Annotated in this window: 17 protein-coding genes; 11 read left to right on the top strand and 6 right to left on the bottom strand. The window is 44.9% G+C overall.

Features of this window, described 5'->3' with window-relative positions; translation table 11 throughout:
* Window positions 1-213: 213 nt before the first annotated feature.
* The 10 genes from ABDW33_RS29450 to ABDW33_RS29405 all read left to right on the top strand — a co-directional run bounded on the left by ABDW33_RS29450 (window position 214) and on the right by ABDW33_RS29405 (window position 14,303).
* Window positions 214-399 (top strand): hypothetical protein, encoded by a 186-nt coding sequence (locus ABDW33_RS29450; RefSeq protein ID WP_343693681.1) that lies wholly within the window; start codon window positions 214-216, stop codon window positions 397-399.
* A gap of 66 nt (window positions 400-465) precedes the next feature.
* A complete protein-coding gene (locus tag ABDW33_RS29445; protein WP_343693680.1) occupies window positions 466-1,029 on the top strand; it encodes a YeeE/YedE thiosulfate transporter family protein in 564 nt (187 codons plus the stop codon).
* An 18-nt stretch (window positions 1,030-1,047) separates the two neighbouring features.
* Window positions 1,048-1,554, top strand: a complete 507-nt coding sequence (locus ABDW33_RS29440) for a DUF6691 family protein (RefSeq protein ID WP_343693679.1) — start codon at window positions 1,048-1,050, stop codon at window positions 1,552-1,554.
* A gap of 140 nt (window positions 1,555-1,694) precedes the next feature.
* Window positions 1,695-2,420, top strand: a complete 726-nt coding sequence (locus ABDW33_RS29435; protein ID WP_343693678.1) for a sulfite exporter TauE/SafE family protein — start codon at window positions 1,695-1,697, stop codon at window positions 2,418-2,420.
* Between the two features lie 259 nt (window positions 2,421-2,679).
* Window positions 2,680-3,066: a hypothetical protein gene (locus ABDW33_RS29430; RefSeq protein WP_343693677.1), complete on the top strand. Its 387-nt coding sequence runs from the start codon at window positions 2,680-2,682 to the stop codon at window positions 3,064-3,066.
* 92 nt (window positions 3,067-3,158) lie between these two features.
* Window positions 3,159-7,523, top strand: coding sequence for a CusA/CzcA family heavy metal efflux RND transporter (locus ABDW33_RS29425; protein WP_343693676.1), 4,365 nt, complete (start codon window positions 3,159-3,161; stop codon window positions 7,521-7,523).
* 12 nt (window positions 7,524-7,535) lie between these two features.
* The gene (locus tag ABDW33_RS29420) at window positions 7,536-8,663 is read left to right on the top strand and encodes an efflux RND transporter periplasmic adaptor subunit (RefSeq protein ID WP_343693675.1); all 1,128 of its coding nucleotides are present in this window, start codon (window positions 7,536-7,538) and stop codon (window positions 8,661-8,663) included.
* A 291-nt stretch (window positions 8,664-8,954) separates the two neighbouring features.
* The gene (locus ABDW33_RS29415) at window positions 8,955-9,299 is read left to right on the top strand and encodes a hypothetical protein (RefSeq protein WP_343693674.1); all 345 of its coding nucleotides are present in this window, start codon (window positions 8,955-8,957) and stop codon (window positions 9,297-9,299) included.
* A 322-nt stretch (window positions 9,300-9,621) separates the two neighbouring features.
* Window positions 9,622-12,681, top strand: a complete 3,060-nt coding sequence (locus ABDW33_RS29410; RefSeq protein WP_343693673.1) for a TonB-dependent receptor — start codon at window positions 9,622-9,624, stop codon at window positions 12,679-12,681.
* 17 nt (window positions 12,682-12,698) lie between these two features.
* Window positions 12,699-14,303: a RagB/SusD family nutrient uptake outer membrane protein gene (locus tag ABDW33_RS29405; RefSeq protein WP_343693672.1), complete on the top strand. Its 1,605-nt coding sequence runs from the start codon at window positions 12,699-12,701 to the stop codon at window positions 14,301-14,303.
* Between the two features lie 203 nt (window positions 14,304-14,506).
* Here the strand turns inward: ABDW33_RS29405 and ABDW33_RS29400 are convergent, their stop codons facing one another.
* The 5 genes from ABDW33_RS29400 to ABDW33_RS29380 all read right to left on the bottom strand — a co-directional run bounded on the left by ABDW33_RS29400 (window position 14,507) and on the right by ABDW33_RS29380 (window position 23,453).
* Window positions 14,507-15,376, bottom strand: a complete 870-nt coding sequence (locus ABDW33_RS29400) for a helix-turn-helix domain-containing protein (RefSeq protein WP_343693671.1) — start codon at window positions 15,374-15,376, stop codon at window positions 14,507-14,509.
* A 217-nt stretch (window positions 15,377-15,593) separates the two neighbouring features.
* Window positions 15,594-17,012, bottom strand: a complete 1,419-nt coding sequence (locus ABDW33_RS29395) for a TlpA disulfide reductase family protein (RefSeq protein WP_343693670.1) — start codon at window positions 17,010-17,012, stop codon at window positions 15,594-15,596.
* Window positions 17,013-17,125: 113 nt separating this feature from the next.
* Entirely contained in the window at window positions 17,126-18,547 is a 1,422-nt protein-coding gene (locus ABDW33_RS29390) for a RagB/SusD family nutrient uptake outer membrane protein (protein ID WP_343693669.1), read from the bottom strand.
* A gap of 10 nt (window positions 18,548-18,557) precedes the next feature.
* The gene (locus ABDW33_RS29385) at window positions 18,558-22,121 is read right to left on the bottom strand and encodes a SusC/RagA family TonB-linked outer membrane protein (protein WP_343693668.1); all 3,564 of its coding nucleotides are present in this window, start codon (window positions 22,119-22,121) and stop codon (window positions 18,558-18,560) included.
* A gap of 159 nt (window positions 22,122-22,280) precedes the next feature.
* The gene (locus ABDW33_RS29380) at window positions 22,281-23,453 is read right to left on the bottom strand and encodes a FecR family protein (protein ID WP_343693667.1); all 1,173 of its coding nucleotides are present in this window, start codon (window positions 23,451-23,453) and stop codon (window positions 22,281-22,283) included.
* Window positions 23,454-23,569: 116 nt separating this feature from the next.
* Here ABDW33_RS29380 and ABDW33_RS29375 point away from each other — a divergent pair, with 116 nt between their 5' ends.
* Window positions 23,570-24,196, top strand: coding sequence for an RNA polymerase sigma-70 factor (locus ABDW33_RS29375; protein WP_343693666.1), 627 nt, complete (start codon window positions 23,570-23,572; stop codon window positions 24,194-24,196).
* A 139-nt stretch (window positions 24,197-24,335) separates the two neighbouring features.
* Here the strand turns inward: ABDW33_RS29375 and ABDW33_RS29370 are convergent, their stop codons facing one another.
* On the bottom strand, window positions 24,336-24,902 hold the full coding sequence (locus ABDW33_RS29370) for a hypothetical protein (protein ID WP_343693665.1): 567 nt from the start codon (window positions 24,900-24,902) through the stop codon (window positions 24,336-24,338).
* Window positions 24,903-25,684: the final 782 nt, after the last annotated feature.

Genomic DNA, 25,684 nt, shown 5'->3' with positions numbered 1-25,684 from the left:
CCTATCCCTGACGGACTGCTACCTGAATGCTCGAAAATTAAATTAAGGAACCGCCGTATACCGAACGGTACGTACGGTGGTGTGAGAGGACAGTGAGGGAACTAATCCCTCACTTCCTACTCGATTGCCGGTATTACCAATCTGCATCCTTGTGTGACTTGTGTCATACATAGGCTGTAAAAGCAATGGTAATCTGCCCTTAACAAATATGGCATGCCTTCTTACGACCATATCAAAATCGGCATAGATTATACTGGCAAAAAGGTCCTGGATGGAATGAGGGTATCGGCATTGTATATCTATAAGGATAAGAAAGGGAATGATTTTAATAACCTGAAGTATGATTTTAATAAAGTCAACGTATCCCACTTCGCGCTGGTACTTAATTACTCCTTCTGACACTGTGATATAAGTCACCGTACAGCCATTCACCTGCAGATATATTTGTAAACAAATTCAGGAATAATGATTCAGGTATTGCAACATCCCTGGCCATGGTATGTGGCGGGACCGATTATTGGACTTATTGTACCGGCCCTTTTATTATTGGGCAATAAGCACTTTGGCATTTCAGCGAACCTCCGGCACGCCTGCGCGGCATGCTTCCCGGCGGGAATTCAATTTTTCCAGTACGACTGGAAGAAAGAAATATGGAACTTTTTCTTTGTGGCAGGCATTATTGCAGGGGCCTTCATAGCGGGCACATTACTGGTAAATCCCGACCCGGTCCTGGTAAATCCTTCGTTGGTAAAAGAACTGGCCGGGTATGGTATGACGGATCACGCTGCTTTAGTTCCCCACGAACTGTTTTCACTGACCAGCCTCTTCACACTTCGCGGCGCCATCATGCTGATAGGAGGAGGATTCCTGGTAGGATTCGGTACCAGGTATGCGGGCGGCTGTACCTCCGGTCATTCCATCATGGGGTTAAGTGACCTGCAATGGCCATCACTGGTAGCCACCGTAATGTTTATGGCCGGCGGTTTCCTGATGGCGAACCTTATTCTGCCCTATATTCTTCATTTATAATTCCTCTAATTTTTTGTCATGGACACACTGGAGAAAAAGATAACTAATACTGATTTTGAAGTACGTTCCCTGGATACGATTTGTGTGAATGAATCCACCCGTTCACATCCCTGGTGGTACAATTTTAAATACCTGGCGGTGGGCGTCATCTTTGGAATTGTATTTGTCAAGGCCGAAATCGTCAGCTGGTTCAGGATACAGGAAATGTTCCGCCTGCAAAGCTTTCATATGTTTGGCGTGATTGGTTCTGCTGTCCTGACCGGTATGCTCTCGGTATGGTTGATAAAGCGATTCAACATTAAAACAATTCATGGTGAAAAGGTCGAATTTCATCCCAAGAAGTTTAACAAAGGACAGGTAATAGGCGGTTTTATTTTTGGATTAGGATGGGCACTCACCGGCGCATGTCCGGGACCATTATTTGCACAAATCGGTCTCGGATCCCTGGTGGTTTTAGTGGTGATCGCCAGTGCAGTAGCAGGAACCTGGACCTACGGTTACTTCAGGGATCAACTGCCACACTAAAGGTGGCATATCAGGACAGATATTGTGTGCCTGTGCCTATAGCTGCTGGCTTTTGTTCAGCGGGTACAACATTTTGTATCGGACACTGTTTAATATTACCTTAACGTAGAACCGATTGCAGTTATAAAGCACAGGCACACATGGACAACTATCTGGCATTTATCCTACTCGCGTTACTTTCTGAGGTAATTGGAACAATCTCTGGATTTGGGTCTTCCATTCTTTTTGTTCCTATAGCATCGCTTTTTTTTGATTTTAAATCAGTACTTGGAATTACCGCTGTATTTCATGTATTCAGCAACTTGTCTAAAATATACCTATTCCGGCAAGGTATAGATAAGAACGTGGCTGTTAAATTGGGCATACCTGCCATCGTATTTGTTATCCTTGGTGCCTGGCTTACTACTTACATCCCGGCAAAACCACTTGAGTTGCTGATGAGTTGCGCATTAATAGGACTATCTGTTTATTTGCTGGTCAATTTTAATCACTCCATCCGTCAAAGTAATAGTAATTTATTTTCCGGCGGTGCAGCATCGGGGTTCCTGGCAGGTATTGCAGGTACCGGCGGCGCCATAAGAGGGATTACCCTGGCCGCGTTCCACCTTCCTAAAATGGTATTTATTGCGACATCGGCCCTTATTGACCTCGGGGTTGACAGCAGCCGGGCGTTCATCTATATTCACAATGGCTATTTTAGCCGTAAATATATTGTACTCATACCCTTTCTTATTGTTATCAGTATCGTAGGAAGCTATCTGGGAAAGATTATTTTAAGATATACATCGGAAATCGTATTCAGGTATCTGGTTCTATTAGTCGTAATGACCGTTTCAATTTACCAGATTTTTAAATTATTCAGGTAGGTTTGATAATGGATGTTGTTCCTTCCGTTCTCATTATTTTTAGAAGCTAGCGGGAAAATTTTCCCGCTGCCTGATACAACAGTTAATTTTTTCGCTCCCTCACAACCTTTAATCTCTTCCTGCTGTTATAATTACTAAATGTATGTTGTTGATTATAAGTGGTGTATGTCCATGTATTCCATCCTGTTGGTGCTGATTTCGCACTGTGGTTGCATAAATTGTGAAATTTAAAATTCAAACTATTACTACTTTTATACCCGTGAAAAGGCTAATTTCTATAGGATTACTCACCGTAATTTTACTTTCATCGACTGAAGGTATCCAGCTATTGAAGCTGCCCTATATTTTTAAGCATTTTGCACAACATCACCGTCAGGATAGCCATCTTTCTTTCCTGGGGTTTCTGGCCATGCATTATCTTCATGGAAGTCCGCATGATAGTGATTACGAGGAAGACATGAAGCTGCCATTCAAGCGTACGGACAACTGTCAGCTGAGTCAATCTGCTGCCTATGCACTGCCCGATCAGCATATTATATTAACTATTCCGCAGGGGCTTCCCAGGCGCGTATATACATTTTATCATACTCCATTCATCCCGGCAGGCTATCTTTCCTGCATCTGGCAGCCGCCCAAATCCTGTTAAGTTATTTATTTAAACGTGTTACAGCAGGCCTATCACCTGCTCAGGCCTTCTATGCCCGGCATAGACATTAATTTCATAAAAACGTTTTATTTATGCTTAACAGAATCATCTCATTTTCTGTTAGAAATAAGCTCATTGTTGGTCTTTTCCTGATCGCCCTTATTGCATATGGCTCTTTCGAGCTAACCCGGTTACCGATCGATGCCGTACCGGATATTACGAACAACCAGGTGCAGGTAATTACTATTGCCCCTTCCTTTGGGGCCACTGATATCGAACGCCTCGTCACTTACCCGATTGAGCAGGCAAATGCGAATATACCGGGTATGAAAGAGATCCGCAGCTTCTCGCGTTTCGGACTCTCCCTCGTTACCATCGTATTTGATGATGCCACGGATATTTATTGGGCACGCCAACAGGTAAGTGAGCGGCTGCAGAAGGTACAAACTGAAATACCGACGGGTGTAGGTGTACCTGAATTAGGCCCCGTAAGCACCGGGTTAGGCGAAATCTATCAATATGTGGTCAGGCCGCTGCCAGGTTACGAAAATAAATACGATGCCACACAATTACGGACCATCCAGGACTGGATCGTGCGCAGACAGCTGCTGGGAGTAAAGGGTGTCGCAGAGGTGAGCAGCTTTGGCGGAAAACTTAAACAATATAGCATTGAAGTCAACCCTAACCGCTTACAGGCACATGGCCTGACTATCACAGATGTTTTCAATGCTGTTGAACGGAATAATAATAATACAGGGGGGGCCTACATAGAGAAAGGACCTGCCGTGGTTTATATAAGAACACAAGGGCTATTCAGTAATGAAGATGATATCAGGAATACCATTATCAAGCCGCTGGCAGATGGACAACCTTTATTTATCCGGGATGTGGCGGACGTGAAAACCGGCTTTGCTACACGATACGGTGCCATGTGTTACAACGACCAGGGAGAGGTAGCCGGTGCGGTCGTGATGATGCTGAAGGGCGCCAATAGCAGCGTCGTGATCAAAAACGTGAAGGAACGAGTTGCGCAGATCCAGAAAACACTCCCCCAGGGTGTAGTGATCGAATCTTTCCTGGACCGGACTAAAATGGTCAACAATGCCATCGGTACTGTTGAACATAACCTGCTCGAAGGCGCACTGATCGTCATCTTTGTGCTGGTCATTTTTCTGGGCAACTTACGCGCTGGCCTGTTAGTCGCATCGGTTATTCCACTGGCCATGTTGTTCGCCGTGATCATGATGAACCTGTTTGGTGTGAGTGGTAACCTCATGAGCCTGGGTGCACTTGACTTCGGGTTGATTGTAGACGGTGCCGTGATCATTGTAGAAGCCGTGATGCACAAACTGAGTCATAGCAAACACTTCACAAACATCAATAAACTGAACCAGCCGCAAATGGACCTGGAAGTAAACGAATCTGCCAGTAGAATGATGAATAGTGCTGTCTTTGGACAAATCATCATACTGGTTGTTTATCTCCCCATTTTTACGTTGGAGGGTATCGAGGGTAAGATGTTTAAACCGATGGCACAGACGGTCGCATTTGCCCTGTTAGGCGCATTTTTACTCTCGCTGACCTATATACCCATGATGAGTGCTGTCTTCCTCAGTAAAAAAGTGAAGCATACGTCCAATCTCGCCGATCGTTTGATGGAGAGGATAGGGGGGGCCTATTACCGTACTTTAAAGCGGGCGCTGGAGATCCCGAAGATTATTATAGCAGCGGTGCTGGTCATGTTTGCGATCGCGCTGTATGTGTTAACAACCCTGGGCGGAGAATTCATCCCAGCCCTGGAAGAAGGCGACTTTGCCGTTGATACCCGCGTACTCACCGGTAGCAGCCTGAATACGACGATCGCCAATACCCAGCAGGCTGCGCATATTCTTAAGACCAGCTTCCCTGAAGTGGAAAAGGTGGTCACCAAGATAGGAAGTGGAGAAGTACCAACAGACCCTATGCCGATGGATGCAAGTGATATGATGGTGATCCTGAAACCTAAATCTGAATGGACATCCGCCACAAACTTCAATGACCTGGCGCAGAAAATGGGCAATGCCCTGGAGGCTGTTCCCGGTATTACCGCCGGTTTTCAGTACCCGGTCCAGATGCGTTTCAACGAATTGATGACAGGCGCCCGCCAGGATGTGGTCTGTAAGATCTTCGGCGAAGATATGGACACACTTGCCCGCTATGCAGCCCGTTTAGGCAGAATAATCAGTAAGGTGAAGGGTGCGCAGAATCTGTATGTGGAAGCAGTAGGAGGGGTGCCCCAGGTATTGATCAACTACAACCGGAATGCCATTGCACAATACGGATTGAATATCGATGATGTCAATAAAGTGGTCAATACTGCCCTGGCAGGACAAAGCGCAGGCATGCTGTTCGAAGGTGAAAAGCGGTTCGACGTAGTTGTACGCCTGAGCGGCGAACAGAAAAAGGACCTTAAAGATATTCAGAACCTGCTGGTAGCTACACCCGGTGGTGTACAGGTACCACTCTACCAGCTGGCAGCTGTAAATATCGTCAACGGTCCTAACCAGATTCAAAGGGAAGATGCAAAAAGACGCATCGTTGTCGGATTCAACGTCCGTGGCCGCGATGTGCAGAGCATTGTGCAGGAACTACAGCTCAGGGCTGACAGCGAATTACGACTTCCCACAGGTTATTACGTTACTTACGGCGGGGCCTTTGAAAACCTGAATGCTGCCAGGCAGCGATTGATGATAGCAGTCCCCGTATCGCTGCTGCTGATCTTCCTGCTGCTTTACTTTGCCTTTAATTCTGTTAAACAGGGATTATTGATTTATTCTGCCATTCCACTCTCTGCCATTGGAGGAATATTATTCCTGGGGCTGAGAGGCATGCCATTCAGCATCAGCGCAGGCGTTGGCTTCATCGCGCTTTTTGGCGTGGCCGTATTGAATGGAATTGTACTGATCGCAGAATTTAACCAGCTTAAAAAAGGAGGAATGACCGATCTGAAAGAAATTGTATTGAAAGGTACGCTGGTGAGATTACGCCCCGTGATGATGACAGCCTTTGTAGCATCACTTGGCTTTCTCCCGATGGCCGTGAGCAATGGCGCCGGCGCAGAAGTACAGCGTCCTTTGGCGACCGTTGTGATTGGTGGCTTGCTGATTGCCACATTTTTGACACTGTTCGTATTACCTGTGTTGTATATCATTTTTGAAAAAGGAGTGAAGATCGGGCTATCCAAAACAGCTATCGTGATCGCCTGTATCCTCTTCCCCGCACTTAACTTTATGAGCGGAACTGCGATTGCCCAAACTCCTATTAGTTTACATGCGGCAATAGATACTGCCCTTAAAAACAACCGGCAGGTAAAAAACGAGCGCCTGAAAACGACCTACCAGCAGTTGCTGATCAGGAGTGGTCGCACACTGCCACAGACGAGTGTAGCCGGTGATGCGGGCCAGATTAACAGTGCTTATACGGATACCCGCTTCTCCATCAGCCAGTCATTTAGCTTCCCCACCGTATACACCCGTCAGAAAGAACTCTTACGTGAAGAATGGAAAGCCGGGGTCCTGAACGTAGCTGTCAGGGAAGCTGTATTGAAAAAACAGGTCAGTCAGACCTTCGCCACCTTAATCTATCTCGCCAGCAAACAACAATTACTTCATCATACAGATAGTCTTTACAGGGCCTTTTACAACCTGGCCAGGTTAAGGCTTGACAAAGGAGAGAGTAACGTGCTGGAAGTAAGCAGTGCAGAAGCCCTCCTGGCCCAGATACAACTGCAACAGAACCAGTTGAAGCAGGATAGTGTCATCGCACAACTGCAATTCCAGCTGCTCCTGAATACCGAAACCCTTTTCCAGCCGGAACAAACGGAGTTAAACACCGTGATGGCTGAACCGGCAGGTATGGACTCCGCTATATGGCAGGTACATCCCATGCTGCAGGTATTATTACAACAGCGTAAAACGGCAACCGCCGCATGGAGACTTGAGAAAAGCCGCCTGCTTCCTGAGCTTTCACTGGGCTATGCGAACTCCAGCATTAAAGGACTAGGCGCAGACGACAGGTATTACAATGGTGCGCATCGTTTCAATTCTGTGCAGGTAGGCGTGGGCATTCCAATTTTCTCCGGCGGCCAGCACGCTCGTATAAAGAGTGCTTACATCAATCAGCAGATAGCGGCTAATTCCTATACCACCGAATCAGAAAACCTTCGGACTGAATTTGGCATTGCACAGGAACGCTATCGCACAGCAAAGAATAACATCGCCGCATTTGAAACACAGTACCTTAAAAATGCAACGCTGATTAACCAGACTGCCAACAAGCAACTGGCTGCCGGTACTATCAACTTCCTGGAATGGGTGCAGGTCACTAACCAGGCGATCCTGATAAGAAACGGGTATGCTGACGCAGTCAGAGATCTGTACGAATCCGTGATCCAGCTCAACTATTTAGCTAACAAATAAGGACGATCCAACATGAAGACTAATATATATATCATCGCGCTGGCGCTTATATTCGGTGCCTGCAGCGGGAAGAAAAATAATCCTGAAGAACAGGGAACAGCGGCGGCCAACGAAAACGCCGTTAAATTGACCGACGCACAATTTCGTAATGCCGGTATCGTGACGGGCACTGTTACTGAAAGGGAAGTTTCCGGCACGCTTAAATTAAATGGTAAAATAGACGTGCCACCGCAAAATATGGTGTCCATTAGTATTCCACTGGGCGGTTATCTCAAATCAACAGGTCTGCTGCCGGGCATGCAGGTGAGAAAAGGAGCGGTCATTGCCGTGATTGAAGATCAGCAGTACATACAATTGCAACAGGACTACCTGACGGCTGTTGCTAAATTGAATGTACTGGAAAAAGACTACCAGCGTCAGAAGGATCTGAATGAAAGTAAAGCAGCCAGCGATAAGGTGGCACAGCAGGCAGAAGCCGATTACCGCACCAATCGTATTTTAGTAACCACCCTGGGAGAAAAACTGCGGCTCGCGGGTATTGATCCGGCCCGGATCAGTGAAACCCATATAGAAAAGAACATCAGTATCCACTCGCCCATAGAAGGGTTCGTATCAAAAGTCAATGTCAATATTGGCAGGTACGTGTCGCCAACAGAGGTGCTGTTTGAACTGGTGAATCCAACAGACATACACCTGGCACTGAAAGTCTTTGAAAAGGATCTCGACAAATTGTACATCGGACAAAAAGTGACGGCTTACACCAACAATCAACCGGATAAACAATACGAATGCAAAATATTACTGATCAGTCATGACCTGTCGCCGGAAAGAACAGCAGATGTACATTGCCATTTTGTAACCTACGATAAGTCGTTGGTGCCGGGTACCTATATGAATGCAGAGGTACAGGTGAAAAATGTGAAAGCCGCTACACTGCCGGCTGAAGCCGTAGTAAATTATGAGGGGAAAGATTATGTTTTCAAAGTAACAGGCGATAAAACCTATGAAATGATGGAAGTAAATAGCGGTGAGGCACAGAATGGTTATGTACCGGTGGAGATAGCGACTGATAGTCAATCACAGTTTGTCACAAAAGGTGCCTATTCTTTACTGATGATGCTGAAGAATAAGGCGGACTAGCATTCACAGGTCGGATTTGTTCATTGAATAGCCGGTTTTGTTCACAGCTGAAATGTGTTTAATCAGCTACCTTGCATGTAAGATATCTACTGCATGAGTCATTTATATAAGTCCTGCAAATGTTCGGGAAAAGAATGTACGCCCTGGCATATCGCCAGGGCTTTTTTTTTACCATTGCCTTTAAATAAATGTTGCCTGCGCAAATCTATAATCCCCCAACTTACGTAACTTGTAATTGAAAGCAATCGATTGCAACACCAAAACTATCGCTGATCCATTAATTCTTTAATTATGAATGTCCAACTTGAAATGTTCGAATCTCTCCATGCTGATTTTAAAATCTATGCTGATAATGAAATGGATGTTCTCCAATTTAAATCTAAGATCATCGAGATCTGTTCAGTACTGGCTTCCTATTCTTTCTATTGTGAGCGGAAATTTATCATCACACAATTGAAGAAAACATTGAATGAAATTTCCCTGATAAGTAAAAAGGCCTGTAAGTGCGCAATGGTAACTACCGGCTATCTACTGGATGTAGTGGGGTGCCTGGAGATGATCATTATGCTCGTGAAGGAAAATGAAGCGATCATTACTACGGATGGTGCTACCTCGTATTCCGGCATACTATTATAATGCTTTATACGCCGGTCGCTTAACGCCGCACTAATTCCCGGCTTTAAGATTGTATCCTCATGTGAAATAGCATCACGCAGATATTTTACGAATTTGAAAACCCGCCCCAATGAAAATAAGCCATGCTTTTGTATGGTGCGTGTACTTGTGCTTCCGGATGTCGGAAAAGTTAAAAACAAAACTAGTTTTGTACAATATCAGATAAAAAAGAAAATCTCAAATTTGATTCAGCGTCGATATATAATGATTGTTATGAAATACTGAAGCTTATTCCTTCATCACAAAGGAAATATTATCACCTGTATTAAATGAATTTTCCGTTATGAAAAAAACACTGATGTGTGGAGTCACCTCCACCACATGGCTAGCCATTTTTTTTATATTTCTAACCTGCTTCAAACCGGGGGCCTATGCGCAAAAACTACCCATCATTACCGGCAAAGTTTTATCCGCTGATAATCAGCCCATACCCGGTGCCACGATTAAAGAGAAAGGTACCAGCAACGGCGTTGTAGCAGACAACGATGGGAATTTTAAAATTACGCCAACCAAAGAAAACGCTGTCCTGGAAATCTCTGCAATCGGATTTGAAAAATCTGAGACGGTCGTGCAGGCCGGTACGCCCAAAAACATTACCCTGGTGCGGACGTCCAGTAGTCTCAATGACGTAGTGGTCGTAGGCTATGGCACGCAAAAGAAAGTAAACCTTACCGGTGCTGTTGTCAGCATCTCTGCTGTACAGGTGGAAGATCGTCCTATTACCCAGGCATCCCAGGCACTCGCAGGTCTTGCGCCAGGCGTGACTGTTTCACAGAATAGCGGGCGCCCTGGCAACGATGGCGCCGGTATCACCGTGCGTGGATTAGGCACCTTCTCCGGCGCCGGCAACAGTCCACTGGTACTGATTGATGGTCTGGCATCCTCCATTGACCAGGTAGATCCTTATAATATTAAAAGCATCTCTGTCCTGAAAGATGCCGCCTCTGCCGCCATCTACGGTACAAGGGCTGCCAACGGTGTGATCCTGATTGAAACCAAGCGCGGACAAACCGGTAAAATGCAGGTAAGCTATAATAGCTATGTGGGTAAGCAGCACGTCACCGCTTTGCCGCAGTTCCTGGATTCCTGGGAATACGCAACACTGTTAAATGAAGCCAACGTCAATGGCGGTGGGTCTGCGGTCTATACAGACCAGGAAATCCAAAAATTCAGGGATGGATCAGATCCTGATAACTATCCGAATGTACCGCATTTGAAGAACCTGCTGAACAGCGGTTCAGGCTTTCAAACTTACCACAATGTGAGTGTGAACGGGGGAGATAGCAGGAACGCATACCTGTTCTCCGGGGGCTACCTGCAGCAGGATGGACTGGTGGCTAAGAACGGCTATAAAAAGTATAACTTCCTGTTTAATTTTGATAGCCACATAAAAGACAACCTGACACTTAATGTAAACCTGAGCGGCAATACATCCAATACAACCGAGCCGCGCCAGTCAGGTGGAGATATGGCCAGCATCATTGGTTATGCCGTGCGCGAAGGACCGATATATGCAGGTCGTAAATCAGATGGCACCTATGGCTATATGGATAATTATGGTCCTGAAGCATGGATGTCCAGTAATTCTTTCTATAAGAGTAACCAGAAATATTTCCTCGGCGGGGCTGAGTTGACCTGGGAAATTTTCAAAGGCTTTTCTTTAAGTGGTAAAGGGGGATATAATTATACGAACAATAATAGCACCAGCTTTGCATCGGATTTCCAGTTTAATCCGACTAAATACGTAGGGCCTAATAATCTCACTGTTTTCACCTCTGAAAACAGCCTGCTCACCCTGCAATCCCTGGCAAGATACAATCGTCAGTTCGGGTTGCATGATCTGAATATCATGGCGGGTTATTCGCAGGAACAGAATAAGTACGCATGGCAACAGGGATACCGGCAAAATTTTCCCAACAACCTGCTGTATACCCTGAATGCAGGATCCGCGACAGGGATGTCTGCTACCGGTTCTGCAGATGAATGGGCACTCAGGTCCTGGTTCGGAAGAATCAATTACGCATTTGACAATAAATACCTGCTGGAATTAAATGCCAGGTACGACGGTACGTCCAGATTCCCTGCCAGTGGAAGATGGGGATTTTTCCCTTCCATATCAGCCGGATGGAAGATCTCTGAAGAGCGCTTCCTGAAAGAAAACGCACAATGGATAGATCTGCTCAAGATCAGGGCATCGTGGGGTAAACTGGGTAACCAGAATATAGGCAACTACCCTTACCAGAATATTATCTCCTTAGGACAAAACTATTCTTTCGGGGGTACACTGGCATCTGGCGCAGCTGTGACTACACTGGCCAACCACGCTATTACATGGGAAACGACCCGGATTACGGACGTCGGGTTTGATCTGTCTGTACTGAACGGTGAACTGAGTATGTCTGTAGATTATTTTGATAAATATACATCCGGTATTCTATATGCTATTTCAGTATCCAGTGTATTAGGACTGACACCATCTGCTGTCAACGCTGGTGCAGTTAAAAATACAGGTGTAGATGTCCTGTTAAACTACCGTAAAACGCTCGGAAAGGTACATTTGGGTTTCTCCCCGAATTTTTCATTTGTCAACAACCGGGTGATGCAGCTTGCCAGTGGACTGAAGCAGGACATAGGTCAGAACCTGTTTGTAGGAAAATCACTTAATTCCATCTATGGCTATGTAGCGGATGGTTTGTTCACCGACGCCAATGACGTGGCTAACAGCCCTGCACAACCTTATGCTGCGCAGCCTGGCTTTATTAAATACAAAGACCTGAGTGGCCCTGATGGAAAGCCGGATGGTAAAACCGATGCGACTTACGACCGTACTGTCATTGGTAATACCATGCCTAAATACGCCTACGGCGCCACTATTACGGCTGATTACAAAGGATTCGACCTCTCTATCCTCTTACAGGGACTGGCCGGATTTGAAAAACAAATGGGATCTTACATGGCCTTCGCATTTTACAACGGCGGTCAGATACAACGCTGGCAGGCAGATAATCGCTGGACGACCAGCAATCCCAATCCGCACGCCAGTTATCCCAAACTAACGACTTTAAATATGGGGAGTGGCACTATCGCCTCTTCTACCTACTGGAACAGAAATGCAAGTTTTCTACGTATGAAAAATCTTCAGCTGGGATACTCTTTTTCCAGCAGTATGCTCGAAAGGATAAAGATCAACAGACTGAGACTCTATGTAAGTGGACAAAATCTCTTTACCATCAACAAATTCTACAAAGGATGGGATCCGGAGATGTACCAGGCCACAGGGGATGGGCCCAGCTTTTATCCAATTACCCGTGTCTACACTTTCGGTGTAAATGTGAAATTCTGATCTAAAATCCATTAGAAATGAAAAAGCTTATCAACATATTTATCTTTTCTCTTTTAGCGGCCGGTTGTAATAAAAGTTTTTTTGATAAACAACCATTGGACGCTGTTTCAGATGCCACATTCTGGAAAACAGCGTCGGACGCAAACCTGGCGCTGGTGGGCTGTTACAATACAGGCGCTGGCTGGAAAGGCGAGGATTTCTGGACGCCCCGTTCCATGGTTTACCTGGACCTCATGGCCGGAAACGGATCAGAAAAAGAACTAATCCCGGACCATATGACAGATGGTACCCTGAACTCAGCCTATTGGGTGCCGGCTAATTACTGGTCTAATTCTTATCGCAAAATAGCCGTCTGCAATAACTTCCTGGATCACGTGGGGACAATCAATATGGATACAACCCTGCGTGCGGTGATGATGGCAGAAGTGAGAACACTGAGAGCATATGAGTATTTTAACCTGGCACTTTATTTCGGTGGTGTACCGTTAGTACAACATGTATTGACGATTCCGGAAGCAAACAGTGTAGTCAGAGCTACCCGCGATGAAGTATGGGCTTTTGTGGAGGCTGAGTTAAAAGCCGCCTACCCATTACTGCCATCCACCCGCCCGGCTACTGAAAATGGGAGAATGACAGCTGGCGCCGCACTTGCCATTCTTGGCCGCCTGCAAATGGCAGAAAAAAAATGGAGCGAAGCAGCCAGTACTTATAAAATCATTATTGATAGTAAAGCATACAGCATCGATCCAAGGTTCAAAGAACTTTTCTGGCAGGCAGGTGAACTGAGTAATGAAATTGTGATGTCTTCCCAATACCTGGTAGATACCTATTCACATGTGTTACTGCAATACCTGTACCCTGAAACTTACAGCGGATGGCATCAGTTCTCTCCATACAATGAACTGGTAAAGGAATATGAATGCAAAGATGGTAAGCCGATTGAAACGTCTCCATTGTACGATAAGAACAATCCTTATAACAACCGTGATCCAAGACTGGATTACACCATAATGATTGATGGGCGTTTCTCCTTAAATGGTGTCGCCTACGTGGCAACACCAGGTAGTACTTCACCGGACAGATTTGGTAAGTACGCAAACTGGAGCGGGTATTGTATCAGCAAATTTGTAGACCCCGGTTTTAGCGGCAGTCTCACAAATTATGGCGGTAACTGGTGCCTGGTACGTTACGCAGAGGTGTTACTCAGTTACCTCGAAAGCACCCTGGAAGCTGGTGGTGCCATCGATCAGGGCTTACTGGATCAGACAATCAACCTGGTACGTGGCAGGGCAGCAGTGAATATGCCCGCCGTCACAACGACAAATGCAAGTGATCTCAGAACCATCATTCGCCGGGAGAGAAGAGTGGAATTCGCCTTTGAGGGCCTTCATTATTATGATATCCTTCGCTGGGGAACCGCTGGCACAGAATTGAACCGCACTTTCACCGGAATGAAACTGACAAACACACCCGCCACTTACACCGCCTATCCTGTGGACCAGGATGGCTATTATATCATGGTCAATAAACGGAACTTCAAAACAGGAGTGAATGAGCTTTGGCCGGTTCCTCAGTCAGAACGGGATATCAACCCCAACCTGACGCAGAACACGGGCTATTAAACAGCAATACACATGTAAGACGTGTGTAAGTGAGCCTGTATCAAAAAGAAAGATACAGGCTCACTTTATTGGGATGAGCAGAGGTATCGTTTTATATATTTTTTCAGGTAGTTTTTAGTGTGATGCAACCATAAAGCGTAAAGCTGAATCCGCTTAGACTCAAGCCAATCCTGCTAAGTTCTGTCCAGAACTGACAGTTTTTTTTATACATTATATGCGTGACTTTCCCGGTATGCCCCCGGCGTTTGCCCTGTATTGCACTTAAAAACCCGGGCAAAGTAGCTCAGGCTTTCAAACCCGGTTTGTTCTGCTATAGCTGCAAATGAATAATTAGAAGTCAGGATGAGAAATTGCGCGCGTTCAATGCGTTTTTGCTGGATGAATTGAAGTGGCCGCTGGCCGGTATGCTGATAAAAGGACCTGGAAAAATGATCTGTACTCAGGTTGGCCCGCATAGCCAGCTCTTCCACGGATAAGTTGCCCGATAAATTCGTTTGTATATGATTGATCGCCTCCATGATCCTGGAAGGGATCAGTTTTTGCTGCTCATTCGCAAAGTCAATGCAGTTGATAAACCTGGATAGTAAGATTTGAATCAGCCCCTGTGTTTCCAGGACCGTAGAGAGGTTCAACCTGGCGTTCGCTTCCTGGAAACCCTTTAGGATATTACTTTTTTCATACACTTTAGGATTATCAGATTTCCTGAGATCTCTGCCGGGATTGATGTCAATCAGTCGTTTGAAGAGCTCAATGTCTGTAGGAGAGGCGGTGATTTGTAATAATCTCCTGCTGCCGGAGAATAGTGAACTTCCGTCAGACGATTCTTCGACAAAATGAATATAATATTGGCTGAGACTGGAAGGACAGGTTTGATTGAACATGGTAAAGCTCGGTATGAGGTATAGCTGACCTTTTTCCAGGGCAATATGCTGGTCTGGCGTGGAAAGGTGACCAATGCCGTCGTCTATCAGGTAAAGCCTGTAAAAAGGACTAATGACATTGAGGTAATTCCAGGTCTCACTTAATTGTACATAATCAGCATTTAGCAATGAGAATGTAAATCGGTTCCTCATAAGTGGCAATTATCGGCAGGTTTAAAAATTGAAAGCTACATAAAAATACCGTCAATTTTCATGCGGGAAGGTGGTTTTGGGTTCAAAGGATATATTTACGTTTTAATGGATGGCGCTGTTATCCTGCCTTTTTGTGAATGAGGGGGTAAAAAGAAACGGCTTATACTGAAATGAATCAATATAAGCCGCGTATCATTCCGGGTTAAGTAATCAGTTATTATTTAACTTTTCTCACCTCGTCGATCATCGCTGATAATCTTTCTACAGCGGCATCAATTCCATCTTCATACCCTACCATCCTGAAACGGATCACCCCGTTTTTATCGATGATGATTTTATTAGGAATACCTTTCACACCATAATGATCGGCCACAATTGATTCGCTGTCCAGCAGTACGGTAAAAGGATACTCATTCTTTGAGAGAAAGCTCCTGATCATACCTGTCGGGTCTTTTACCCGTTCCATGCAATCAATAAATAGAAATACGATATTCGAATCAGCCGCATACTTTTCAAGGGTAGTCTTCATAGCCGGGAAAGAGGCCTTACATGGGCCACACCAGGTAGCCCAGAAGTCAAGAATAACCGTTTTACCTCTCAGCTTTTCCAAAGAAAGCATATTCCCGTCCAATACACGTAATGAGAACGAAGGCGCTTTTTCATCCAGCATGTTCAGGTCAAGCCCTTCTCTGACCTTCACTTTCATGGTGTCAATCAGCGGCTGAAGATAAGCATCATACCCTGTTAGACTTCCATTCACCTGTTGATAGGCATTTTTCAGATCATGCAGCAACTTTTCATCTCCCTTTCCTTTTTTCAGTAAACCGGATAATACAACCATGGCTTCTTTGCTCTTGTTATTTGCCACTAATATATTAGCATATAACCGCTCCAGTTCAGGGGATTTATCATCTGTATGGTTATAAACGTCGGTAATCACTTTGAGCGACTGATCATAACGCTTCAGACGATATAAATAATATGCATACTTCGCGGTATAGCTAGCCCGGTAGTTGTAGTACATACTATCGGTTAATAAGCTGAGCTGTTTCATCCCTGCCTCTATTGACTTTATGACCTGCATGGTGTCATTGGCGCTCAGCGCGAGATCGGCGATGGTTTCATCTGTGTTGAGTATCAACATGGTATCCTTCACGGTAGACAGCCATTTCTGTGCTTGTGTATAGTTACGCTCCTTTGCATAGATGGTAGCGATGTGTGCCCGGGCGTTTTCGTATAAATCCTTATTATCTCCTTTATCGGGAAATTCCTTTAGCCATTTATAGTAGGCAGCTTCCACCTTACTGCTGTTTTCTTCCATTTTCACAATCTTACCAAATGCTACGGTTCGGGCGGCGTTACCCTTTGGGTATTTTTTTGCAGCAACCATATAAACAGAATCGCTCGCAACAGGCATGCCCATATAAAAAAGTGCGGTGGCTGCGGTTAAAAGACCTGGCTCATCGCCATTTTTTGTATAAGTACGAACTTCATTGAGGATGGCTATTTCCCTTTGTGGGGGCGCGAGCGTCAACAGTGACGTACACTTCGCAATGAACAGGCTATCTCTTGGATTAGATTGGGCATGCAACGTCACAGAAAGAAAACAAAGCAATATAAATTGTAAATATTTCATGATTTAATTATTGTAAATGTAAGGAGGAACTTACTTCCGGTCTGTTTTACACAAGACCGGAAGCAGTATTCCATTGGGTTGGTTCCTGAAGCATAGGTGATGATAGAAAAATATTATGGATTATTGACAAGACCGGTACTTTGTTCTACAATTTTTTGTGGGAACCGCAGCACCAGCCGTTCGGGTCTGAGTGAAACTTGTGTGGAAGAACCATCTTCATTATAAATAGTATGTACATATGATTTACTGCTAAAGAGAGGATCTGTTGAAAGTCGTCTCATATCAAACCAACGGGTTCCTGTTACCGCAAATTCCCTGGTTCTTTCGTCCAGGATAAAATTCAGCAGTTTTATTTTATTGCCTGATACGCTATCAGGAACACCGGCATCAGCCATCGGCAGCCGTTTTTGCCGTAATGTCTCTACGTCTGTTTTTGCACCGGCCAGGTCATCGAGCCGGCATGCACATTCAGCACGTAACAGGTATAGATCAGGTACCACCACCCCGAAATCGAACGCGGAGAAACGGTTTTTCCTCAGGACGCCGCTGACAGGGTAGGAGGAGCCACCATAGGTTTTATCTGTGTAAAATTTCAGCCGGAAGTCCGACGCGTCAAACAGGGCTGCTGCAGCCGGCGTTAATACCAATTCGTTATTGATATATGACCAGTAACTGGTAGACTGCTTCACCAGCAGTTCTTCGATATTCGCTGTCATAGCAGGCACTGATGTACCACCATACACACCATCATCCGCTGTAGCAGTTTGCAGATCATAGAGTCCTACCTGAATTTTAGAATTGCCCATGTCGTTGATCGCGGCATTGAGCCAGGTCAGGCCCTCCTGGTAGTTTCCCATAAAGACGTATACCTTACCCAGAATACCTTCTGCTGCTGCCTTAGACATTCTTAATCTCGAAGTAGTTTGTGCAGGAAGGTTCGGTATGGCAGCAGTCAGGTCATTGATGATAAAATCATATACTTCTTTGACCGTGGCTCTCTTGAATACTGTCTGGGTGATATCTGAGTTGGTGATAATAGGAAAGCCTAAATCGGTTGCTGAATTAGCACCATAGGGCAATCCGAAGTAATTGATCATTAAAAAGTAGGTCCATGCCCTTCCGGCCTGTGCCTCTGCTTTTAAAGATGCCTTCTGGATAGTAGTACCATCCGTTGCATTATCTACCTCGTTGATGATCTTATTGAATTCATACACATTCTGCATGGTATTCGTGAATTCAGGCGCATCGTCGTTACGCTCGTAGATCACATCATCCCACCTGAATAACCTTTGTGTGCGATAATTGGCCTGTGTAAAGTAGGGCTCCATAGCAGCTACTTCATCACCCATGGGTACCTGCGCATTACTATTGATGTAGACTACATAGAGGTTGTTCAGTAAAAGATCGTAGTCACTCAGCGACTGCGCGATCAATGATCCTTTTGGCTCCACTTCCAGGAAACGGTTGGAACAGGAAGTAATAACCAGCACTGAAATAATTAAAGCTATAATCTTTTTATTTATAATATAGTTCATGAGATCTCTTTTAGAATTTGGCATTTATTCCTACAGTGAAAGACTTTTGTCCGACCGGCATTGTCAGTACACCATTATTGGCATCCTGGAATTCCGGGTCAATACCATATTTATTCGCTTTCCAGAGCATGATATTGGAAACCTGCCCACGCAGCGCGATCTGTTCTGCGCGCAGTTTTTTGAGTATAAATGACGGAAGCGTATAACTTAAAGAAATATCTCTGAGTTTTACATATGCTGCACTTACCACGTTGATATCGCCATAAGTATAGTAACTCACATCACGGCGACTATAGCTGGTATAGCTGTCGGCTACATAAGAAGGAATATTTGTCCGCTTTTCATCTCCCGGCGTCTTCCAGCGATTCGCAAACTCACTGTGGAAATTGCCGCTGAACGAGCTATGTGTCGGATCGCCGGTATATAACAGGTTCCCTTCTCTTCTCATCACATGGCCCAGGTTGAAAACGGCGTTTGCGCTCAGCATCCAGTTGCCGTAATTGAAGATATTGGTTAGACCTCCATTCACAACAGGTTGTGTAGTGCCTTTGTATTGAACATCTGCCGTAGAGGATATGTACGGTGATTTCGTCAATGTACCATCCTTGAGCTTGATCTGTGGATCTCCCTCGTTGTCCAGCCCCATATACTGATAAGCAAAAACACTATAGGCAGGATATCCCTTCACATAGCTCTGATAAATTCTCAGGTAACCTTCAGTGGTATTGTAAGCAGAGGTGACATTTATGAGCTTGTTCTTATTATAGGACATATTCAGCATAGTGCTCCATCTGAAAGATCCTCTTTTGATATTGATGGAGGTCAGGCTGAGTTCAACGCCTTTGTTATTGAGGTCACCCACGTTGCCGGTAACGGAGGTGTATCCCGTGAGCGCATTGGTAGGCATGTATCCCAGCAGGTTGGAGGTCGCTTTGTTATAAAGATCCAGTGAACCGGTTATCACGTTATTCAGCATAGAAAAATCTACACCCAGGTTGATTGTTTTGGTGCTTTCCCAGCTCAGCTTTCTATTTGCCGGAGAAGATATATACAACCCTGCGCCATTAGGCAGGTAGGCACTGGGATAGGTCGTTAAAATATCAAAGGAAGCAGAGGTACCCGGACTCGGTGCATTGCCTGACAATCCATAGGTGGCGCGGAAGGCCAGGTTGTTTAACCAGGAAGACCTGGAAAGGAACGGTTCCTCTGATAAAATCCATTTCGCACCTACGCTCCAAACCGGTTTATTCTGTGCTGACTGATCCAGGCCAAACAGGTTGCTTTTGTCAATACGGAAACTTCCATTGATTGAATATTTTCGATTGTAGGTATAAGCACCATTCGCAAAGTAGGACCTGAACCTTGAAATGGATTCTGTCTGCGTAAAGTAGTTATCACTCAGCAGGCTGACGACGCCGTAGTTAGGAACAATGGTGCCGGCCACCCCGATTGTACTGAGTGTCTGGTAATCCAGCATGGAATATGTTTGTAACTGCCGGTTATAACCACGTACCTTGGTGGTGTTCGCCAGACTTTGTTGTTCCTGTAATTCCTGTCCGGCCAGTAAGGTCAGCTGGTGTAGCGCATTATCCCAGCTATTGTTGTAATTCAACTGGTTTCTAACCGTCCAGGTACGGCTGGTAGAATTGTTGGTGGCAAAGGAACCGCCGGTAGTGGGCAGGTAATAAACAGGGGTAGCGCCTACGGTAGGAGCTACGGTAAACTGAAGCAGCTCATATCGCATATTATAGCTCTTGATATCATCATAAGCTTCCCCCCTGGTAGTACCATTGATAAATCCATACGTACCGGAGAAGCTGAGCCCTTTTGTTAGCGAGATATTGACATTCAGTATATTCCTGGCATTCAGCTGGTTTGATTTTGTATACCCATAGTTCAATTCATCCAGTGGTATATAATCCAGGTTGATACCGCTTCTGTCCTGGTAGTCCTGCCTGATAGAGTCGCTCAGCGTACCCATATAAGGCATAGACAGGTTATGGCCACCTGCATCTCTGAAGAGCTGGTAAGGATAGAACCGGGAATCAGCGGTAACAGGTCGCTTTGCGTTTGAGAGCGTATTGGTCAGGTCTGTGACCAGGTCGAAATGAACATGAGGCCCGGCGGCAAACTCCTGCCTGAGATTCAATTTGTATGTATTGGTATTGTTACCCGGCTGGTAACCGGTATTCCGGGTATAGGCAAAGGAGCCATAAAAGGAATAGAGCTTGTTGCCGCCTGTTACCGAAATCGTTTGATTGGACAATAAGGCATTGGCATAAAGGAGATCTTTGATCTGTTTCCGGTTGTCAATGGCCGATAAGCTATCAAGACTTTTGGTCGCCTGGTCATTACTGATGATTCCTCTGTAGCGGTTGTAGAGGATCACCTCATGCGGCGGCATGCCGGAGAGAGGTGAACTGGTCAGGGATTCCCAGGGATAGGTCTCCGGATCAAAGATCTCCTCTGCATTCTTAATGAAATCCCGGCTGTTCATACCGGGGTAATAGTTGGTATTTGGTTTTCCCTGGTAGTTCAGGAAAGCATCATATTGTACGCGTAGTCTTCCGCCGGTACTTCCTTTTTTCGTGTTAATAACGATCACGCCGTTGGCTGCTCTGGCACCCCATATAGAGGCAGCGGTTGCATCTTTCAAAACGGTCACGTCGGCTACGTCCTGTGGGTTGATGGTATTAATATCGTTAATAGGAATACCATCCACAACATAGAGCGGGTTCCTGTTAGTACCATTGCCATATATGCCAAGCCCGGGTAGTACCTCCGTACCCACAGTGGTAAGACCTCTTACCAGGATGGGATTTTGTGAGGCACTCGGGCTATTGTTAATGACTAATCCCGGCACCAGTCCATCTAGCCGTTGCAGGATATTCATGCTGAAAGATCTTTCATATACCAGGGACATGTCTGGCTTTCCGAAGGCGCCGGCGCTTCTCTCTTTTGGAAGTGTCTGGTAGCCATTGGAAACAACAGCAATTTCGGTAAGCTTGTTAATTTCAGCTTTCAGGACGATGTTTAGATAATTCGTCGATTCGCCAGTCACGGTAATTTCCCGGGTCTGATACCCCACAAAGCTGATGACGATGACGTCTCCTGATTTTAAACCCGATAGTGTAAATTCCCCGTTACTATCCGTCCCGATCACGTTGGGCGTTTTCCTGAGACGCACAGTAGCCCCTTTGAGCGGGGTACCGGTAGAATCCGTAATACGGCCCTTTAGAGTAATGGGCGGAATTGAATAATCGACAGGTGAGGTGATCTCCTCTTTCTTCCGGAACAATACGACGTTGTTCTTAATTTCATAGGTAATGGGTAAACCTGACAGACAACTATCCAATACTTTTTCGATGGCGACATTTTTGCAGGAAAGACTGATCATCTTTGCATCTTTCAGTAGGTCTTTGCTGTAGAAAAAGTCATAGCCTGTCTGATGCCTGATTTCCTTCAGGACACTACTGACAGGAGCGTTTTTCACATTGACACTTACAGTCTGACCCATCGAACTGGCGCTGACCTGCATGACAACCACCAAAAGCAGCATTGCGCTGAAATTCATAATTAGCAGGGATTTTTTGGCATGATGACCCCATCTGCCCGATTTCTTGGCAAAATTTAAATACATTTGTTTGGCTGGTTTGGTTGATTATAGTCGTTTAATTCAAACTATTACTGGCTCTTAGCCGATTTGTGTTCCACCACAATCGGCTTTTCAGTATTAGTCTTCTACTGTTATGGTTCTTCCATTAATAATAAAATGTACGCTACCTGATTTTTCTATAATATTTAATACATCTTCCAGATTTCGGCTTCTTAAGATTTCCCCCACAAAAATTTCATCAGACCTGGTATTCTTATAGACGATTTTAACATCGTACCATCTGGCGATATCGTTCATTATTTCGGGGAGGGTACCATTAAATTTAAAGTACCCATCTTTCCAGGACACGGCTTCCTCGGTATCTACTCCGTGCTTTACCTGGATCAGGTTGTCCTTGTTGCTGGACTGATCTCCCGGTGCCAGTTGTATCCGCTGTTGTCCGCTTGCTACGACGACTGCGCCCTTCACCAGTGTAGTTGTTATAGCCGGTGCATCGGGGTAAGCCATAATATTGAAGGCAGTACCCAGTACCATTACTTCCTGGTGCCGGCAGGTGATCTTTAAAGGATGTTCACTATTCCTGCTCACTTCAAAATAAGCTTCGCCGGAGAGTTCAATATGCCTGTCATTGCCATCGAAAGGCAGGTAGTAACTAATAGAGGAGGAGGCATTTAACCATACATGTGTCTGGTCGGGTAGTACGACCTGCCATTGTCCGCCGGCAGGTGTTCTGACCGTATTGCGCTCTCTGCTGCTGTTGCCATGGGCATTTCCCGGAAGATTATATATTATTTGTCCGTTTGACAGTTTTTTTATCCGGCCCCCGCCTTGCAGCGGAACGTCCAGCTGTTTGATATTGTTCAATACGATCGTCTGTCCGTTCCCAGTAGTGAGGGTCGCCTGGTCAGTTCCGGGTACTATCTGCGCGATTGATCCTTGTTGTTGCATGGGCAGGCTTTCCTTCCGGGTCATCCAGAATGCGCCTGCGGCTATCATCACCAGGACGGCGGCAGCTACTTTTAACGGCCACGATTTATAATACCGGAGTCCGGGCCTGTTTTCGTTTTTAATAAAAAGTTCCAGGTGCTGATACACCTTTTGCAGGCGGGCGTCCGTATCCTGCGGTTGGTAAGAAGGTGTATCCTCTTGCTGTAATTCTTTTATAATCAATTCCTTAAGAAGTATTTCCTCCGCCGGAATATTGAAGTGGTCCAATAAGATGCCTATCTCTTCTTCTGTGCAATCATCATTGACATATCTTCTGAAAATTTCATGTAATGAAGATTCCATGGAATGTTTTTTTATTAATAAACAGCAGATTCAAAAAACAATGAATGGTTTAGAAAAAAAATATTGGGCTACAGTAGCGGGAGTGAAAGACAGATTTTGGTAAAATATAAAATAATATGTTTTATGTTTGTCCATTCTCCATAAATACTTTGGAATTTATAGATATAAAATATCAGGAAGAGTTACTCATTCAGCTCAGAAATGGTGCAGAAACGGCTTTTAATGCACTGTATCATGCTTATAGTAAGCCCATCTGGCTGAGAATTTTGCGGTTGGTAAAAGACAAAGATATCGCAGATGAGTTACTACAGGAGGTATTTATTAATATCTGGAAGAACAGGCAGCAGATAGATCCGGAGAAATCTTTCAAGGCCTTCATTTATACGGTCGCCCAGAACCTGGTATATAATTATTTCCGGAAAAATGCGTCGGATTCCAATCTTTTGCAAAACCTGCTTTTACAAAGCCCCCAGCATTATCTGAATGTGGAGCAGCTCATGGAGGAGCGGGAGCTCAGGCGATTTCTGGATGAGGCGATAGACCAGTTGTCTCCACAACGAAAGCGGGCTTTTATATTATGTAAGGTAGAAGGACGTAGTTACGAGGAGGCCGGTAAAATAATGGGTGTTTCCACAGCCACTATCAATAGCCATATTACGCAGTCCCTGCAATTCTTAAAAGAGTATACACTTAAGCATCTTAAGTTGATTATCCTGATCCTGTTCACAGGGTTGGACCGATAGTTTTATTATTGATGCGGCGCAAGGTAACGGGTATGTTGCCCGCATCTTCTCAGCCCCCGCATGTATCGGTGCGATCTCCCGGTTTACAATAGTGATAGAAAGAGGAGGAAAGATTTCCCCCTCGTAGGATAATTGCAGACTAGAAAAAAAATATCAACCAGGATATCAGCGAAGTCCAGGCCTTTCTTATAAATGTGAAAGCTGTGAGCGGGTTGGTATCAACTGGTTGGCTACTGCAGTAGTAATCATTCATTTCTTCAGAAAATGCATCATCTGTATTACTTGTATAAGTGATCAATACGCTGTTTGGCATTTTAGCCATGTTTTCCATCGCCGGTATCAGGCTTTTGTGAAGTTTTGAGATAGGTTGTCTTTCGTTCCTTTCATTTTTCGTCCAGATAAAGTCATCCACGAGACCTGTGGTTAACCCGATATTAAACTCGCAGATGTCTAATGGATATCGCTGGTGGCTTGCTTTGCAGAACTTATCGATCGCACTTAAATCCTGGATCATCTGTAGCGGGAGATGAGAAAGATATCTCGGGATAATGTTTCTGGCGGTCACCCGCCAGTTGATTTCATTATTTTCGATGGTCACGATTTTACTGACCGGAAATCGGGGGCTTTCTTCCCCGGGCGGGTAGTATTCCAGCAGCAGGTAGTTAATAATTTGCCCGAACAATCTGGAGGCATCAGTCTTGGTCATATCAGGAATGGATTATAATAGTAAAGGTTGGTTTCGGATGGTTGTTAAAAAGGTCTGCTATTGCCCCGGGGGGAATATGATTTTATCGTTCACATGATGATAAATCAGCAGAATAGATAGTTGTTTTTAATCTTTTCAGCAGTGACAGGTACAACTGTACAACACCCTTAAACATGGATGAAGGACATGGATTCATGCGTAAGAGAATTCCCTGCCATGCCCGGCCGCATTTAAAGAAAACGTAAATCGGTTTGTTGAATGAATAAAGTGTCCTGGTTCGCCTTGCGTTTGCAGGTTAATCCGTCAAACTGTTTTTTATATATGAAATAGCAGGATTGGTTTCGGTAATTGCATAGTTAAAAATCGCAAACGAGACCTTGATGAATGCGTTTTTAGGATTGGTTATCTTTTTAGTCATGGTATCACTGTTGACGATTGTAAAATAAAAAGTATTTTTTGATTATAATAGTATCGGGTATTGATTTTTATGAGATTTAATCAGGAGGGAGTAACCGTACTGCTTGATAAATGGGCGATAAACAACTGAATGTACTTTCGTGTATACATATACGTATTATTAATTAAAATAAACTTATCGGATACGGAGAGATGGTATATCGATTTTTATGACCTCAATCAGTCAATTAAGCTATCACTATAGAGTTGCTGGTGTGCTATTAATCACCTTTCGGAAGACAATAAAGCATTCATCCGGATAGGCTGTATATCATTTTTTAAATATACATATCCGGATGGAATGCTGTAAGCATGGTGATAGGTAT

It is taken from the genome of Chitinophaga sp. (assembly GCF_039596155.1).
Classification (GTDB): domain Bacteria; phylum Bacteroidota; class Bacteroidia; order Chitinophagales; family Chitinophagaceae; genus Chitinophaga.
This window is presented reverse-complemented; position numbering and strand designations above follow the sequence as displayed.